Annotated in this window: 8 protein-coding genes; 6 read left to right on the top strand and 2 right to left on the bottom strand. The window is 39.7% G+C overall.

The annotated features are described in order from the left end of the window. Positions 1-16: 16 nt before the first annotated feature. Positions 17-703 (bottom strand): potassium channel family protein, encoded by a 687-nt coding sequence (locus tag BQ7997_RS22135; RefSeq protein ID WP_022139612.1) that lies wholly within the window; start codon positions 701-703, stop codon positions 17-19. A 4-nt stretch (positions 704-707) separates the two neighbouring features. Then, a complete protein-coding gene (locus BQ7997_RS22130; RefSeq protein ID WP_022139613.1) occupies positions 708-2537 on the bottom strand; it encodes a TrkH family potassium uptake protein in 1830 nt (609 codons plus the stop codon). 134 nt (positions 2538-2671) lie between these two features. On the opposite strand from BQ7997_RS22130, the gene BQ7997_RS22125 reads away from it, so the two are divergent. The 6 genes from BQ7997_RS22125 (at position 2672) to BQ7997_RS22100 (ending at position 18950) form a co-directional block, all read left to right on the top strand. Continuing rightward, the gene (locus BQ7997_RS22125; protein ID WP_022139614.1) at positions 2672-4042 is read left to right on the top strand and encodes a TrpB-like pyridoxal phosphate-dependent enzyme; all 1371 of its coding nucleotides are present in this window, start codon (positions 2672-2674) and stop codon (positions 4040-4042) included. A gap of 134 nt (positions 4043-4176) precedes the next feature. Further along, positions 4177-8238 carry a hybrid sensor histidine kinase/response regulator transcription factor gene (locus BQ7997_RS22120; protein ID WP_073348076.1) on the top strand — a complete coding sequence of 1354 codons (4062 nt, stop codon included), beginning with the start codon at positions 4177-4179 and terminating at the stop codon, positions 8236-8238. Positions 8239-8829: 591 nt separating this feature from the next. Beyond that, on the top strand, positions 8830-10959 hold the full coding sequence (hepC, locus tag BQ7997_RS22115; protein WP_073348075.1) for a heparin-sulfate lyase HepC: 2130 nt from the start codon (positions 8830-8832) through the stop codon (positions 10957-10959). A gap of 426 nt (positions 10960-11385) precedes the next feature. Then, on the top strand, positions 11386-13542 hold the full coding sequence (hepC, locus tag BQ7997_RS22110; RefSeq protein ID WP_073348074.1) for a heparin-sulfate lyase HepC: 2157 nt from the start codon (positions 11386-11388) through the stop codon (positions 13540-13542). A gap of 30 nt (positions 13543-13572) precedes the next feature. Then, positions 13573-15768 carry a surface glycan-binding family protein gene (locus tag BQ7997_RS22105; RefSeq protein WP_073348073.1) on the top strand — a complete coding sequence of 732 codons (2196 nt, stop codon included), beginning with the start codon at positions 13573-13575 and terminating at the stop codon, positions 15766-15768. A 26-nt stretch (positions 15769-15794) separates the two neighbouring features. Next, complete coding sequence (locus tag BQ7997_RS22100; protein WP_073348072.1) at positions 15795-18950, top strand: SusC/RagA family TonB-linked outer membrane protein; 3156 nt, start codon at positions 15795-15797, stop codon at positions 18948-18950. Positions 18951-18960: the final 10 nt, after the last annotated feature.

The following is an 18960-nucleotide window of genomic DNA, read 5'->3' as shown; positions in this document are numbered from 1 at the left end:
TTAATATGAATAAGTATCAAATAGCTTTCCAGAAGGACTGGAAGTCACGATACTTACCATAGCAAACCAACTCATCCCCCTCTTCTACTTTCTCGTTCTCCGACAGTTCGTTTTTCACATGTAGTTCCGTCAGAGAGATACCCAGACTATTGGTTATCTTATCCGCCCGTTTCAGTCCTATGAGCTTCAAGTGAAATTCTTCATCCAAATTCAGTTCATTGACGAAGTATCCCACAAATTTCTTCGGCACAGTAAACTTCACGACATAATATTCCGAATCAATGCGGAAGGCTTCCATATTCGTTCCAAAATCAAGTAGTTGCACCAAACTACGGGCTGCATCTTCTTCCGGTGTCAATATCCTCTCCAGGCTGAACGCTTCGAGCACGGATTTGTGCACTCCATCAATGGCACGGGCATAGATATGAGTCACCTTCTTCTGCTTTAGCAGAGCCACCACTCTCACGGACGCACCGAAATTCTCACCAATCGCGACAATGACCACGTCCACACTATTCAGCGGAAGTACCGATAAAGATTGTTCGTCCGTTGCGTCAATCACAAATGCAGTGGCAATCTTATCTTTGATACTGTCCACACGGCTTTCACTTATATCCGCGCCAATAATCTCGTGTCCCAGTGCTGATAATTCTTCGGCCAACACATGACCGTAATTTCCTAAACCGATAATAATATACTTCATATCTTTAGTTTATGATTATGTTATCACTCGGATAACGGTATTTTGTATTCTTTTTTTGCTTCACAATTCCAAGCATCAACGTAATTAAGCCTACACGCCCGATAAACATTAATAATGCCACTAATAACTTACTTGCATCACATAACACGGGAGTCAAGTTCAGACTGGAACCTACCGTACTAAGCGCCGAAACGCATTCGAAAGTCAACGCCATCAATGATGCCTGCGGTTCAAGGATGCTCAATATAAAGATAAAGAGGAATAATACGCCCAATGACATGACTACCGTCGCATTGGAGCGTCGGATAGAATCGTGAGAGAGTTCTCTGCCGAATACTTCCACCCGTTCTGTTCCACGCAGTACGGCCACAAGATTCAAGACGACTACCGCAAAAGCATTTACCTTGACACCACCGGCAGTAGACTGTGCCCCGCCACCAATCCACATCAACACCAGATAAACCAATAAAGTCTGTACACTCAAAGAAGCCAGGTCGACACTGCTGAAGCCGGCTGTTCTGGGACAAGTAGCATTAAAGAAAGCCTGCGTCCATTTATCCGCGACGGGCATTCCGGCAAAAGAAGCGTTCCATTCAAAAGCAGCAATCGCCAATGTACCGATAACCAGCAACAGGAAAGTCATTATCAGTACAATCTTCGTATTCAGATTATAAAGATGAAGCATTCTGTGCTTTTCCAGTTTGCGGGTACGTACAAATTTCCAAAAATGACGCAAATGATACAATACTATATCCTTGAAATTAACAAGGATAGGAAAGCCGATACCGCCCAGAATAATCAGCAAGGAAACGGAAATAAACAACCCGTTATGATTAGTCATCACCATTGAGTTTCCCAAATTCCCGGAAAGTGTGGAGAATCCTGCATTGCAAAAAGCGGAAATAGAATGGAAAGCTGAAAAAGCCAATTCATCTTCAAAGTTCATTCCAAGCGTACCGTGAATACTGAACCAGATAGAAATCATGCCGATACCTTCAATCACCAAAGTAAATCCCAGTATATATAATAAAGTGGACAACAACGAGCCTAATGAATTGGAACTGACCATATCACGGACAACCAACTGATTGTAAAGGGAAGTATTTCCCATAAAGAACATGGCAAAGAAACTGGTTAACGTCATTACTCCCAAACCACCTATCTGAATCAATAAGATGATGACAACAAGACCACCGGTAGTAAATGTAGTCGAGACATCCACCGGAACCAATCCCGTGACACATACCGCACTCGTAGCCGTAAATAAGGAATCCACCCAAGTGATGCCGTTCACCGTACATCGCGGCAACATCAACAACCCTGTACCAATCAGGATAATAGCGAGAAAACTGACCGCCAGTATCAAAGACGGATTGGTGCGGCGCCCCAACAGCCGTACCAGTCCGTTGGACAGGTTCAACAAAGAGAAAATCAGCAGTAATACCAAATGATAAAACTTGCCATGCAGAAATTCCCAGAGTTGTAAAATTGCCCCTTCTTCTTCAGGCCGATGGAAAATGACCGGTATCAAAGTGAGATACAGCAAGACGCTCAATATCCATGCCAGTCGCCGGTATTGCTTTTTCGTACTTCTATATTCCAATAAAATATGCAAGGTGACATCAATCAGGAAAATAATCCATACCGCTTTATACAACGTCTGTATTTTTGCCACTTCATCTACCGATAAGGGGAAGCCATGTTCATAAATCACTCCGATAATAAGTGTAAGAGACGCTAAATAAGTTAGTGCTTCCAACAATCCCAATACAATGCGTATATAGGGTTTTAGTAGTTTATTCTGATACAATAAAAACTTATGATAAATCTTCATATCATCTTTTTTAACAGGGTCGTGCAAACTTAACTAAAATAACAATCAAATGCGATTCTTTGTTGACAAAATTATCCGAATATTAAAAAAATTGTCTACTTTTGGCAGCAGAAAACTAAAAACCACAATATATTATGAGTGACAAAAGAAAACGGTATATCCTACCGGAAGAAGAAATTCCACACTACTGGTACAACATTCAGGCCGATATGGTCAACAAACCGATGCCGCCGTTGCATCCGGGAACCAAACAACCGCTGAAAGCGGAAGACCTGTTTCCTATCTTCGCGGAAGAACTATCCCGCCAGGAACTGAACCAGACTGACGCATGGATTGAAATACCGGAAGAAGTTCGCGAAATGTATAAATATTACCGCAGTACTCCGTTGGTACGTGCCTACGGACTGGAAAAAGCACTCGGTACTCCGGCGCATATTTATTTCAAGAATGAAAGTGTGAGTCCTATCGGTTCTCATAAGCTGAATTCAGCTTTGGCACAAGCTTATTACTGCAAGCAGGAAGGTGTAACCAATATCACTACCGAAACCGGTGCCGGACAATGGGGAGCTGCCCTTTCTTACGCAGCAAAAGTATTCGGTCTGGAAGCTGCCGTTTATCAGGTAAAAATCAGCTATGAGCAGAAACCTTACCGCCGTAGCATCATGCAGACCTTCGGAGCACAGGTCACTCCTTCTCCATCCATGTCTACCCGTGCCGGTAAAGATATTCTGACCAAGCACCCCACTTATCAAGGTTCACTGGGTACAGCTATCTCGGAAGCTATCGAACTGGCACAAATGACTCCCAACTGTAAATACACACTCGGCTCGGTACTTAGCCACGTGACTCTGCACCAGACAATTATCGGCTTGGAAGCTGAAAAGCAAATGGAAATGGCCGGTGAATATCCGGATGTAGTTATCGGATGTTTCGGTGGTGGTTCCAACTTCGGTGGCATCTCCTTCCCTTTCATGCGTCATAATATACTGGAAGGAAAGAAAACCCGCTTCGTTGCTGCCGAACCCGCTTCTTGTCCGAAACTGACACGCGGTAAATTCCAATATGATTTCGGTGACGAAGCAGGATATACTCCGTTGTTGCCTATGTTTACATTAGGACACAACTTTGCCCCGGCTCACATCCATGCCGGCGGACTTCGCTATCATGGTGCCGGTGTTATCGTTTCCCAGTTGCTCAAAGACAACCTGATGGAAGCGGTAGATATACAGCAATTGGAATCTTTCGAAGCCGGTTGCCTGTTTGCACAGTCTGAAGGTATTATTCCGGCTCCCGAATCCAGCCACGCTATTGCGGCAGCTATCCGCGAAGCAAACAAATGCAAAGAGACAGGAGAAGAAAAAGTTATCCTGTTCAACCTGTCCGGCCATGGTTTGATTGATATGGCTTCTTACGATAAATACCTGGCGGGTGACTTGGTCAACTATTCATTGACAGATGAAGATATTCAGAAGAATTTGGATGAAATAGGCGACTTGGCCAAATAATCCTCCCGATTTCGAAATCAAACTATACAAGAGAGCCCGGAAGCAGTTCCGGGCTTATTTTTTCCATACCTCATAATACTGTATAGAAAAGATTTTATTATCTTTGATGCCGTTATTAATCTTATGACCTAATAATGAGCTATCTAAAATATATAATAATCTGTTTGTTCTTTCTATGCATAGGAACGAATTCCGCTTTTTCCGAGATTCCGGAACAAATTAACTTCTCCTATATTTCCATCAATGAAGGATTGTCGCAAAGTACCGTATTCGCCATTGATCAGGACAAGCGTGGCAATATGTGGTTTGCCACCTACGATGGAGTGAACAAATATGACGGATATGCATTTACGGTTTACCAGCATAATGAAGACGATCCTAACAGTATCGCCAATGACATCTCACGAATCGTAAAGACAGATAGTCAGGGACGGGTCTGGATAGGTACGCGGGATGGATTGTCATGGTATGATGAAGAAAAAGACCAATTCAAAAACTTTTTCTACGAGAAGAAAGGCAAGCGACAACAGATTAATGGTATCGCTGAAATATCACCGGAACAGTTGCTTATAAGTACACAGGAAGGTCTGATTATGTTCGACATAAAAGAATCCAAATTTGTGGAGGATTCTTTTAGTACGGCCATGCATAAGATTATAGCTACCGCCCTTTACAGACATGGCGATATAATCTATATCGGTACGATGGAGAACGGGCTTTATAGCTACTCCATCCCCCAAAAGAGCCTGGAAAAGGTAACTCCTATATTGGATACTAAACGAATCCAGTCTATTCTGCAACAATCCCCTACCCGTATATGGATAGCTACCGAAGGAGCCGGCCTGCTTCTGCTCAACCCGAAAACTAAAGAAGTCAAGACCTATCTCCATTCTTCTTCCAATCCTAAAAGTATCAGTTCCAATTATATCCGCTCTTTGGCACTAGACTCGCAAAATCGTTTGTGGATAGGCACATTCAATGATTTGAATATTTATCGCGAGGCAAGTGATTCGTTTATTTCATATAGTAGCAGCCCGGTAGAGAGAGGCAGCCTGTCGCAACGTTCGGTACGTAGTATCTTTATGGATTCCCAAGGAGGTATGTGGCTCGGGACTTACTTCGGCGGACTGAACTATTATCATCCCATCCGGAACCGGTTCAAGAATATTCAACGCATTCCTTATAAGAACTCATTAAGTGACAATGTGGTAAGTTGCATTGTAGAAGACAAGGACAAAAACCTGTGGATAGGAACAAATGACGGTGGTCTGAATCTATACAACACTAAAACGCAGCAGTTTACACATTATGCGTTACAGGAAAATGAACGGGAAATAGGAATCGGCTCCAATAACATCAAGGCGGTGTATGTAGACGAGCGGAAATCACTTGTTTACATAGGTACGCATGCCGGCGGATTGTCTGTCCTCCACCGCAACAGTGGACGAATGGAAAGTTTCAACCAAATTAACAGCCAACTGGTTAATGAGAACGTATATGCCATTCTTCCCGACGAAGGGGGGAATCTTCTCTTAGGAACACTGAGCGCTTTAGTCAGTTTCAATCCTGAAAAACAAAGTTTTACTACCATAGATAAAGAAAAAGATGGTACTCCATTCACTTCACAGCAAATCACGACTTTATTCAGAGACTCACGCAAACGGCTCTGGATTGGTGGTGAAGAAGGGGTATCAGTCTTTCAACAACAAGGACTGGATATACAAAGGGCCTCTATCCTTCCCGCGTCTCCTGTCACCAAGATGTTCACCAACTGTATTTATGAAGCGAATAACGGTATTGTTTGGGTAGGTACACGCGAAGGAGTTTATTGCTTTAATGAGAAAGAAAAGAAAATCAAAAGATATACTACTGCCAATGGTTTGCCTAATAATGTAGTCTATGGTATTCTGGAAGATACTTTCGGACGACTTTGGCTAAGTACGAACCGGGGAATTTCCTGCTTTAACCCGGAGACTGAAAAGTTCCGTAACTTTACGGAATCAGATGGTTTGCAAAGCAATCAGTTTAATACTTCCTCGTACTGCCGCACTTCCAGCGGACAAATGTACTTCGGCGGTATCAACGGTATCACAACTTTCCGACCGGAATTACTACTTGACAATCCTTATACTCCGCCAGTAGTAATAACCAAACTGCAACTGTTCAACAAAACAGTTCGTCCGGATGACGAGACTGGTATTTTGACCAAAAATATCAATGAAACGGAAAGCATCACTCTGAAATCATGGCAAACCGCTTTTACTATCGAGTTCGTTGTATCCAACTATATTTCAGGACAACACAATACGTTTGCTTACAAACTGGAAGGATATGATAAAGAATGGTATTATCTGACAGACAAACGCTCTGTCTCCTACTCCAACCTACCACAAGGAACGTATCATTTCTTAGTAAAAGCCGCCAATAGTGACGGGAAATGGAACATGACTCCTACCGCCCTCGAAATCATCGTTCTTCCCATATGGTACAAGACTTGGTGGGCGATTCTACTTTTCCTCGCTACCTTCATCGGCTTTATCACTTTTGTTTTCCGTTTCTTCTGGATGCGTAAAAGCATGGAAGCGGAACTGGAAATAGAACGCAGGGACAAAGAGCATCAGGAAGAAATCAACCAGATGAAGATGCGCTTCTTCATCAATATTTCTCACGAATTGCGTACTCCACTGACTCTCATCTTAGCTCCTTTACAGGAAATCATCAATAAGATAAGCGACCGCTGGACACGCAATCAACTGGAATATATCCAACGAAATGCCAATCGTCTGTTGCATCTTGTCAATCAGTTGATGGATTACCGCCGTGCCGAGCTTGGAGTATTCGAATTGAAAGTCAAGAAAGAAAATGCCCATCAATTGATACAGGACAATTTCCTGTTCTATGACAAGCTGGCACGTCACAAGAAGATAACTTATACTCTCCATTCCGAACTGGAAGACAAAGAGGAACTTTTCGATCCTAATTATCTGGAACTGATTGTCAACAACCTGCTTTCAAATGCTTTCAAATATACGGAAAGCGGGCAAAGCATCACTGTAACCCTGAAAGAGGAAAATAATTGGCTGATACTGCAAGTCAGTGATACAGGTATCGGTATTCCCATCAACAAGCAGGGGAAGATATTCGAACGGTTTTATCAGGTTGAAAGCGAGCATGTGGGAAGTGGTATCGGTCTTTCATTGGTACAACGTCTGGTAGAATTACATCACGGTCGCATTGAACTGGATAGCGAAGAGGGTAAAGGCAGCACGTTCTCTGTATATCTTCCGCAGGATATAAATACCTACAAGCCATCTGAATTAGCTTCCAATGATAGCAAGAATGAAGAAGAACAGGTATATTCCACTAATTCCAAGGAGATGTATTTCATTGATACGGAAAAAGTGGAAAATGAAGCTATAGAATCAGGTGACAAGAAACGGGGGACAATTCTTATCGTAGAAGACAATAATGAAATCCGCCATTACCTCAGCAGCGGACTTTCCGAGCTGTTTAATACACTGGAAGCCGGAAACGGTGAGGAAGCTCTGGAGAAACTGAAAGATAATGAAGTCGATATTATTGTTACTGATGTGATGATGCCTGTTATGGATGGTATCAAACTATGTAAGAACGTGAAGCAGAATATCCGTACCTGTCATATCCCGGTTATTATCCTGTCAGCCAAAAGCGAAATCAAGGATCAGATGGAAGGTCTGCAAATGGGCGCGGATGATTATATCCCCAAACCATTCTCTCTTGCCATACTGACTACGAAGATTCAGAACATGATGCGTACCCGCAGACGTATGCTTGAACGTTACTCCAAATCGTTGGAAGTGGAACCGGAGAAGATTACGTTCAACGCTATGGATGAAGCGCTGTTGAAACGTGCCGTAGCTATTGTAGAAAAGAATATGGACAATATAGAATTCTCTACCGACGAGTTTGCCAGAGAAATGAATATGAGCCGTTCCAATCTACACCTGAAGTTAAAAGCCATCACAGGTGAGTCTACTATCGACTTTATACGTAAGATTCGCTTTAATGAGGCTGCCAAATTACTGAAGGACGGACGTTATACAGTAGCGGAAGTAAGTACGATGGTAGGATTCAATACGCCGTCTTACTTCGCTACAAGTTTCAAGAAGTATTTCGGATGCCTGCCTACGGAATATATCAAGAAGGCTAAAGGATAATTCCAAGAACTAATAATTCCATTCTCTGTGACATTTTTGTATTTATTCTAAGTTTTATAAGGGGAAATACAAAAATGTCGCAGAGTTCATAATCAACACTTTAAGACTAAAAACAGTACTAAATCAAGATTAGTTTACAAAAAACAATAGGATGATTTTGCTTTTTTCTGACGAAAAACTGCACTTTTATCATAATATCCTATTTGTCAACATATTACCTACAATTACCGTCTATTTTTTACCATTAGTGAATTGCAGTTGTGCAATCACCAAGTTGCACTTGTCCTTCCGAGTAGATATACAAGTGCAACTCATGAGTTACTCAACTGCAACAGATTAACTCTATTAGGAGAAATCACTAAAAGGATAGCATGATTTGTACAATTCAATTAGATGAAGTCATTAAAACTTCCGCATAATTTGGAGAAAGAATACAGTCCTTTATACATATCAAACAGTATCATTACACAAATTTGATATACTATTCGATAAAACTATTAACAACAAGGCTACTTTCTCCCATATATTTGCATAGAGTTAGTAACCATCTCAAATATAAAATCAAAATCCATCCAAACTAAAGTTTATACTATGAATTGCAAAAACAGATTCCGAATTAATATATGGCTGTTTCTTATCATTACATTCGCAGGATGTACAGATAATGATATTCCACAAAAAGACAATACCGACATTCCGCCGAAAGAGGAACCGACACCCCCAAAAGAAGATGCTGAAGAATCTTTATTTGATATTCTCAATCTTGATTATTCCGGATTAGAAGAAGTGAAGGCTTTGTATAAAGCCGGTGACAACGATGCAGCCATGCAAAAACTGCTTGTCTATTACCAAAACAGACCTGAGATTCTAAATCCGAATCTATCTGCCACCCTTAATGAAACGGAACAGGGTTATGCCGACTATGCGATAAACGAATATCGTTTTTATGTCAATGACAATTATCTGGAAGATAAAACCAGAAAGATTCCTTATTCATTGCAGAACAATGATAAAACAATCAATTGGGAATTTGCTCCAAAGGGTGCTGATAACGAATATCAGAAACAATTGCATCGTCACAATTGGATGCCTCTTCAAGGGAAAGCTTACCAAAACTCACATGATGAGAAATATATTCTCTCTTGGAAAGAAGTGTATACCGACTGGATTGCCAGGAACCCCAAACCGGATGGAAAACCGGACAAATTCAAATGGTATCAACTTCAGGTATCTACACGTATCATGGGGCAAACAGAATCATTCGAGTATTTCAAGTCCTCTCCCAACTTTACTTCTGAATGGCTTTCTTTTTTCCTCATACACTTTGCAGAACACGCCGACTATTTGTCCTTGTACAAATATGCCGGAGAAAACAATATTCTACTGAGCCAGGCAGTAGCATTAGTATTCGCAGGAACTCTGTTTCCCGAACTTAAAAATGCCCCGCAGTGGCAAAAAACGGGATGCGACATCATAAATGAACAGACCACAAAGCTATTTTTAAAAGATGGAATGACGAATGACCTCTCACTCCATTATCATATAGGCATAGTGGACGGCCTATACGATTTAAAAAGACTCATCCAATTGAACAAGCTACCGGATAATCTGCTTTCTCCAGAACTTGACAACGTCCTGCTGAAAGCAACTAAAGTCGTCATGCATTTTACGTACCCCAGTTACTTCACAAAAGGAAGTAAGAATTGCAGTCCCGCATTCAATGATTCGTGGATAAAAACACGAAGTGTCCTGAATAAGAATTTCGTAAAATACGCTGAAATGTACCCGGATGATTCAGAACTTAACTACATGAAGACATATGGAAAAGGAACTCCGCCCGACAGCAAAATCAAAACATTCGAATATTCAGGATTTTATGTACTGCGCAATGGCTGGACTCCCCAATCTACGATGTTGGTACACAGCAACAATATATCTTCCAAGTTAGAAGACTCAAGTCACAACCAGCTCGATAACGGAACATTCGAATTATACCACAACGGCCGTAATTTCTTTCCGGATTCCGGTGTTTGTTCGTATATGAAAGAAAATGATACGGAAGTAATGGAACTACGCAGATGGTTCCGCCAAACCAAGGCACACAACACGATGGTTCTGGGACAATCAGAAGAACATGAAGCTACCGGAAGCGAAAACATCAACAAGGCACAAGGAAAATTAGTATTATCGGAAGAAAACGATAACCAACAACTGATAGTAACGGAAAATCAAGGATATGGCAACTTCAAGCATCGCCGTGCCATCTTCTATGTGAAAAAACCTGTCGAGTTCTTCGCTTTTGTAGATGAAGGTTTCGGGACAGCTACGGGATATTCCAAGTTATATTTCCACCTTTGTGATGAGACATCAACCAACAACGTGAATCTGGATATTCAAGAGGCAGGTGCGCACACCACTTTTGAAGATAACAACAACCTGATTATCCGTAGTTTTGGAAATCAGGACATTACATTAAAACCTTTTGATGGACGAATCTCTTATCAGACAGATAGAAAATACTCTGTCAGAAAAGCCTATTCGCTCATCATGGAGAAGAAGAAAAATGCTCCCGTACGATATATAACTATATTATATCCGGTAACTACTGCTTCCAATCACAAGATTAATGCTACATTTACAGATAATACTTCAAATTCAGATAATGTCTCTATTGAAGTGACTATTGATAATGAAACATATAGTTTAAATTACCAACTTTAGAATGAAGATAAAAAACATGACCACCGAAACAAAAGAGACGTATTCGGAATCCCCCGACTACTGACTGGATACTTTGCCCTACATCCCAAAGGAGAAATTATCAGTGGCAAAATGTGCCTCTACTTTTGGTTCAAGAATAGGAGTCGCATCCAATTTGGATTAAAAATCATCCAATAGAACATCTAAAAATGTACAAGAGAAACCTTGCAAGCACAATAGGTATAGATTACATTATGGCAGATAAAAAGCCTGTTATCAGAGTCATAGCAGGCTTTTTAAACAGAAGTAATATATGATTCAACAAATTTAATATCAAAAAAATCATTTTTGAACAAAGCTTGAACAACACAGCTTAGCGATTAGAAATAAACAGATTACATTTGCAACAGTAAAATATAACTTTTAATAATTAAAACCTAATAAAGTATGAAGAACATCTTCTATTATTTGTTTACCTGTTCGTTCTGCTTATTTGCATTCAGCGCATGCACAGACGATGACGATGAACTGACCACAAACGGAAGCGAATTTACATATCCGCAACCAAAACCTAATGATGTTATTAACGAAAAAGTCTTCGATGTCATTAATCTTGATTATCCGGGATTAGAACAAGTTAAAACACATTATGAAGAAGGTAATTTGTATTATGCCGCAAAAGCGCTGCTTAATTACTACCAAAGAAGAACTGAAGTGCCAACTAATCCACTTCTTAACTTAATGAATATTACCGCTACAACCGATGACGCAAGTAAAGCGGAGAATGCACTGACATACCGTTTCTTCGTTAATGGTTTTACAGACAAAAACGGCCTTCCTTACCAATTAAAAAAGACAGATGGAAAACTTAATTGGGATAATCATCCGGACGGAACCTCCGATGAGTACCCCAAACAGCTTCACCGCCATCAATGGTTCATTCCCCAAGCTAAAGTATATCGTACAACAGGCAATGAACAGCATGTTCTTTCATGGATTGACGTTTATGGAGATTGGATTGTGCAAAACCCTAAGCCTACAGAAGAAGTAAAAGATATCAAGCCATGGTGGCAATTACAAACAGCAACCCGTTTGGAAGCTCAAGTTGAACTGTTTGAATATTATAAAAATTCAACCAATTTCACTCCCGAATGGCTTTCTGTCTTTTTGTGTAGTTTCGCAGACCACTGCGATTATCTGACTCAATATAAATACGCTAGCGGTGGAAACGTATTAGCAACCCAAGCTCGAGCACTAGTATTTGCAGGCACACTATATCCAGAGTTCAAGAACTCTGAGAAATGGGCAGAAACAGGGTTCGGTTATATAGGTGACCAATTTTTAGAAGACGGAATGCATGAAGAATTGGACTTAAGTTATCATATTGACGTGTTTACTACATGTAGTGAATTACTAAAATTAATCAATGCCAATAATTTAAATAATCCATTTGCTTCTAATATAAAAAAATCTTTGGAAAAAGCAGGAAACATAATTGTACAATTCACCTATCCCCACTACTTTGATGGCCCCAATTTTGATGGTAAAGATCCTGAGGTCAGAAACCACTTTGTACCAGGATTTAATGACACCCGCCAATCATCATGGAGCCGAAGCGTCTTGAATAAAAAGTTCATACTCGCCCATGAATTCTTTCCTGATAATGAAGAATTTAAGTATATGGCCGGCTATGGAAAGAATGGCGGTACATGCCCTTCAGATGAAATAAGAGTATTTAAGGAATCTGGATATTATATATTACGCAACGGTTGGAAAAAATCATCAACAATGATGATACTCAGCAACAATTATTTAAATAATGGAGATCCTAAGAATTCACCATGGTCACATAACCAACCGGACAATGGGACGTTCGAACTTTATCATAATGGTCGTAACTTCTTTCCAGATTCAGGTGTATGTGAATATTACAGTTATTCTGGTTCTACGGCAGCACAAACAAATGCAAGACGCGCTAAATTCCGTTCAAGTAAAATGCACAACACACTTACACTTAACGGAAAAAATTACACTTCTACCTTGGGCAAATACCTCTCACATGGAACTATTGATAATGGAAAAACTAAGGTCGTTGTTTTTGAGAATCAAGGTTATTCCAATTTAAAACATCGTCGTTATGTGTTTTTTGTAAACAATACATTCTTTGTTATCGTAGATGAAGGTATCGGTGAAGGAGTTAAATCAGAACCTGTCCTTCTTCACTTCAATCTTTGTGACGGTGGTACGGTCATTACAAATAATGCAGATAAGAGTGCACGTGCAACCTTTAGCGATGATAACAACATTATTATCAGTACCGTATTTGCGAATGGAACTTACACACTGACTGATTCTAAAGAAGGAGAAATGTCATTTAAGGCATCTGATGAAGCTTTCACATTCCCTCGACCCGCATATTATCTCACAATGGAAGCAGGAGAAAGAACAGCTGATCGCTTCTTGACAGTCATCTACCCAAAACAAGGCTCTCTTGATGATGTAAAAATCACAGGTAGCATGAATGCGGACTATAATGCCAATGGAGTCTCAGGAATTACAGTAACTGTGGATGGTGAGACTTATAATTTATCCTATACGTTATAATACAAATTCAAATTCTAAAATAATACAGAAATGAACCTTAAAGAATTATTTACCAAATGTTTCATGCTCTTCTCAATATGTTTATTGGGGCATGTAGCTGTATCTTGCTCGGATACGGAAACGACCGACTCCGGGAATTTTACGCTCTTCTTTTATGGAGTCACTGACATAGGTCCCTCAATGAGTTGTGAACTACAAGCTCCAAGCTATATAGGAGGCACACCTTATGATTTTGCTATCACAAACGTGACACACGAAGGTGAAACATATACAACAGAAAGTTTCACGGTCAATGCTGAGACAGGAGTCATAAACATTCAAAACACCAATACATTACCTACCGGTTTATACAGTATTAGTGTATCTTGTTTCTGCAACGGCAAGTATTATGAATTCAAAGATGCCGTAAAAGTAAATATGCTTCTTGCAGTTCCTGAAGGAGTGTCTGTTACACCTGAAGAAGTCCTCTTAAAAATGGATGAAAACGATTGGGTAAAAGCAAGCGCACAAGTAACTACAGAGAAAGAAAGTCATGTATCCATTATCCAATATGCTATTGCGAAAGATCCTTCAAAAGAATACCTAGAATATTTTACAGTATCTCCAACTACTGGAAAAATCACTATTGTTGAAAGCTTTGCAGACAAAATCATAGCAGGTGAGGAATATGTATTGGACTTGAAACTAACAACGAAAGCTGGTGAACATATCTATCCGAATGCAGTAACTTTCAAAGCTATTTCTAAGCCACGTAATTTATCATACACACCCAATATTGTTAGTGTAGAGCAAAATACAGAACATACATCAAAAGAAATGCATATTCAAGGTTCTAAAGAAGAAATAGCATTTAAAATCAAGTCGGTAACTCCAAATACAAATGCATTTACTATTGATCCTACTACCGGACAAATTAGTTTAAAAGCAAATAATGGATTGGAAATCAGTGATACTCCATATATTATAGATGTTACTGTTCAAAACATATACGGGGAAACAGACTTTCCTAACGCTTACAGCGTGAATATCATATCTTTTATTACCCCAATAGACCCTAATACGTTCAAATATGCCGATGCTGAAGTTTATGAAGCACGTGAACTAATTCAGGAAATAGAAAAAGGTTTGATAGGCGATGAAGTACTTTTTGATTTTGCAGAAGATAATTCTACTGAAATTCAGAAACAAATAGAATATAGAAAAATCAGCATTGATCGTCAAAAAGGAACGATCACAATCGCAGGAAACAATACTTTAGCTCCTAGTGCAACCCCATATGAAGTGAAGGTGAAAGCTTATAATGATAAAAACGATGCTACTACATCGTTTAAACTTACAGTAAAAGCTAATCCAAACCGTTTTACATATATTCGTTATGGAAATAATTTAGGTCTGCCAGAAGAAAGTAATGCCAGCCAATATGAAGTTGCCAATAAGACCGCATTAGGTAAACTTAAGCTAATGCCCAAAACTGACCTTAATGGCAGAAAAGCAAAATGGGAATTGGTTGTTAAAGAAATAATGGCAGGCTCCAAGCCTACAGGAGCTTTAGCTGGTACGACAATTGACGAAAACACAGGAGAAATAACTTTTACAGAAAGCGGATTCCTTACTGGTAGTATGAATGTCGGCATGTTAGTTGTAAGAGCAACAGTTGGAGAAGGAGACATCGCCTATTCCATTACTACTCCGGTTTTTATTAGAGGAAATGTAAAAAAGAACAATGTACTTATAAAGTATCAACCATTTGTTTTCCAAGTCAACCCCAAAACCGGCGGACGTTCCAGTATACCAGAAATTGAATGTCCGGACGATAAGTTGTTTGCACTTGATTTCCGCAAAGATTTCAATTTCCTTAGTATAGATATTGAAAATGAGAAGGGAGATTTACCGTCAACGTCAGGTTCTCTTTTGAATGATGTATGGACATCGTGCTTCAACTCACTGGGAGTTGCAGTAAATACAGGGGCCAAAAAACCTATGTCATATTATGACACAAGCAGCGGGGTTAAAAATCCCGAAAACTTAAACAAATTATTAGGCTATATTGACCCTGCAGATCGCTCAATTGTAATCAATCCTAATATGTGGAAATCCAAAAACAATGAATATGCCAATGGAGTATTGTTTGGAAGAATATCATATATAACAGATGGTAATACAGACAAAATAAGTGATGGAGCATTATTCTATCCTATAGTAATTTGGTTTGATGAAAATTTTTAATTCAATAAAGCTAGAATTTAACGATTATGTATAAATCAATATATCATACACTGAGCAAAAGAGGGTACATCACCCTCTTAGCTCTCCTAGTATCTATCATCACATTTGCACAGAATGTGACGATAAAAGGAGTTATTTTTGACGAAACAAATCTACCTTTAATCGGTGCAACAGTACAGGTAAAAGGCGGGCAGGCAGGTGCTGCAACCGATTTAGATGGGAAATATAGCATTCAAGCACCTAAAAACGGAACACTTATAATCAGCTATATTGGTTATAAGACACAAGAAATAAAAATACAAGGAAAAACAAGCATCAACGTAACCCTTATGCCAGACAATCAGACATTAGACGAGGTTGTTGTAGTTGGTTATGGTACTATGAAAAAAAGCGACTTAACAGGTTCCGTAGCATCTGTCTCGCAGAAGAATGTGGAAGGCTTCAAAACAAGTTCTGTCATGGAAGCTTTAGGTGGCCAAATCGCCGGTGTACAAATCACCCAAAATGACGGTACTCCCGGTTCCGGATTCAACGTAAACATCCGCGGCGTAGGAACTTTGACAGGAGACGCTTCTCCTCTTTATATTGTAGACGGATTTGAGGTATCCGGCATTGACCATCTCGCTAACTCTGATATAGAATCTATAGAAATTTTAAAGGATGCATCCGCATCTGCTATTTACGGTGCCCGTGCTGCCAATGGTGTTGTATTAGTAACTACCAGATCCGGTAAAACAGGCAAACCAGTCATTGTTTACAACGGTTCTGCAAGTTATCGCAATATCAGCAAAAAATTAGATATGTTATCACCCTATGAATTTGTAAAACTTCAAGTAGAACTGAACAAAAAATACACAGACGGATATTATCGTGAAGGAGTAGATAAAGACGGAAATCCTTATCCCTATCAAACTTTGGATGATTACCTCACAGAAGGAGGGGTAAGATGGCAAGACGAGACATTTAATCCGACTTGGTCACAAGATCACAATGTAACAATCACTGGTGGTACAAATGATACCAAATACTCGGCATCATTCTCACATTATGATGAAAACGGTATTTTTACTAATAGCGGATTCCAAAAAACTACTGGTAAATTCCGTGTTAATCAGAAACTGACTAAATCGCTCACATTAGACGCTACATTCAATTATTCTAATATTATACGAGAAGGAGTAGGAACTACAGCAGACAGCGGACGTTTCAATATGCTTGCAATGATTTTACGTGCACGTCCGACTGGTGGTAACAGTATGACAAACGAAGAATTATTAAACTCTGCTATTGACGTTATAGAATTGACAGAAGGTGATGGAAGTCTTGCACAAGTAAATCCTATCAAACAGGCAGAATCTGTAAATAATAAAAGAAATGCCGAAATGTGGGGAACCAATATGTCACTCACCTACAAGATAACAAAAGATTTGACTTTCAAGACTGCTGCAACTTATAACACAACTAACACTCGTGCTGATATCTTCTACACACAAGAATCACGTGAAGCCTATCGAAGCGGTGGCAATCCTTATGGACAGACACAGATGACCAAAGATGTACGCTTTGTGAATTATAACAACTTAACTTATAGAAAGAAATTCAACAAAAAAAATACTCTGGATGTAATGCTTGGTCATGAATACTCCTATCGTGGAAGTGAATATTTATTAGGACAAGCCAAAGATTTCCCATTTGATAATCTAGGAAATGACAACTTAGGATTGGGAGCCACTCCCAGCCAGGTAAGAACCTATAAAAGTGAAAAGAGATCACTTTCGTTTTTTGCGCGCGGTACTTACAACTACGACAACCGCTATCTACTGACAGCTACAGTGCGTGCCGATGGTTCTACAGTATTCTCTAAGAAAAACAAATGGGGATATTTCCCATCATTTTCAGCAGCTTGGAGAGTTTCAGAAGAGGCATTCCTTAAAAATATCGAATGGATTTCCAATATGAAAGTACGTTTAGGATGGGGAATCGTAGGTAATGACCGTATTGCTAATAACCTTTCACAAGATTTATATACAACAAGTAAATACGGAATAGGAAGCAGTCTTGTTACTGTACTCAATTCCAAGCACTTACCCAATAAAGATTTGAAATGGGAAGGTTCTTCCACTACAAATTTAGGTTTCGACTTAGGCTTCTTAGCTAACCGACTGAATGTAACAGCCGATTTCTTTATCAAAAATACTAAAGACTTACTATTAAGCCAAGATTTAGCCTTTGTATCCGGATTTAGTAGCCAGATGCAAAACATCGGTAAAATACAGAACAAAGGTATTGAATTAAGTATCAATAGTACTAACATTCAAACACGCAACTTCAGTTGGCAGACGGATTTCAATATATCTTTCATTAAAAACACATTGAAAGAGCTTCAACCTGGAACCTACACCAAATATGACCGTGCAGGATTCAGCGGTGATTTCAAAGGATACGATTACATTGCTACTATTGACTCTCCATTAGGACAGATGTATGGTTATGTATTCGACGGTGTTTATCAATATTCTGATTTCTACCAAGTAGCAGGAAGTGACCAATTCATATTAAAACCCGGAGTAACTGATATTAGTGAACATGCTGGAACAACCGTAAAACCTGGTATGGTGAAATACAAAGATATAGACGGAGATGGTGTAATCACAACCAGTGACCGTACAGTCATTGGTAACGGTATCCCTAAATGGTATGGTGGTATCACCAACACTTTTAAATATAGAGAGTTTGACCTTAGCTTTATGCTTCAATTCAACTACGGTAACGATATTTACAATGCAACCCGTTTGTTTGCTACCCAGTCACAAGACGAACGCTCCAACCAGTTGGCAGAAGTTGCAGACCGATGGACTCCGACACATGCTTCCAATAAAGTTCCATCTGCCAGAGGATATGTCAAAAATGAATTATATTCCCGCTTCATTGAAGATGGTTCATTCTTACGTCTAAAGAATGTCGTTCTTGGATATACTATTCCAAACAAATGGACTAAAAAAGCATATATATCACGCTTACGCGTCTATGCTTCTGCACAAAACTTATTCTGCATCAGTGGATACAGCGGATATGACCCGGAAGTTAGCACGGCTTCCAGTAATCCGATGACTCCAGGGCTTGATTGGGGAGCCTATCCTAAGAGTCGAATTTTCACATTCGGCCTTGAAGTTCAGTTTTAACAACTAATAC

Source organism: Bacteroides congonensis (assembly GCF_900130125.1).
Classification (GTDB): domain Bacteria; phylum Bacteroidota; class Bacteroidia; order Bacteroidales; family Bacteroidaceae; genus Bacteroides; species Bacteroides congonensis.
The sequence above is the reverse complement of the archived record's forward strand: the minus strand, read 5'-3'. Positions and strand labels throughout refer to the sequence as shown.

Bases quoted from the DNA above. Each gene is read 5' to 3' on its own strand.
- BQ7997_RS22135 (WP_022139612.1), bottom strand. From the start codon at position 703: ATGAAGTATATTATTATCGGTTTAGGAAATTACGGTCATGTGTTGGCC.
- BQ7997_RS22130 (WP_022139613.1), bottom strand. From the start codon at position 2,537: ATGAAGATTTATCATAAGTTTTTATTGTATCAGAATAAACTACTAAAA.
- BQ7997_RS22125 (WP_022139614.1), top strand. From the start codon at position 2,672: ATGAGTGACAAAAGAAAACGGTATATCCTACCGGAAGAAGAAATTCCA.
- BQ7997_RS22120 (WP_073348076.1), top strand. From the start codon at position 4,177: ATGAGCTATCTAAAATATATAATAATCTGTTTGTTCTTTCTATGCATA.
- hepC (WP_073348075.1), top strand. From the start codon at position 8,830: ATGAATTGCAAAAACAGATTCCGAATTAATATATGGCTGTTTCTTATC.
- hepC (WP_073348074.1), top strand. From the start codon at position 11,386: ATGAAGAACATCTTCTATTATTTGTTTACCTGTTCGTTCTGCTTATTT.
- BQ7997_RS22105 (WP_073348073.1), top strand. From the start codon at position 13,573: ATGAACCTTAAAGAATTATTTACCAAATGTTTCATGCTCTTCTCAATA.
- BQ7997_RS22100 (WP_073348072.1), top strand. From the start codon at position 15,795: ATGTATAAATCAATATATCATACACTGAGCAAAAGAGGGTACATCACC.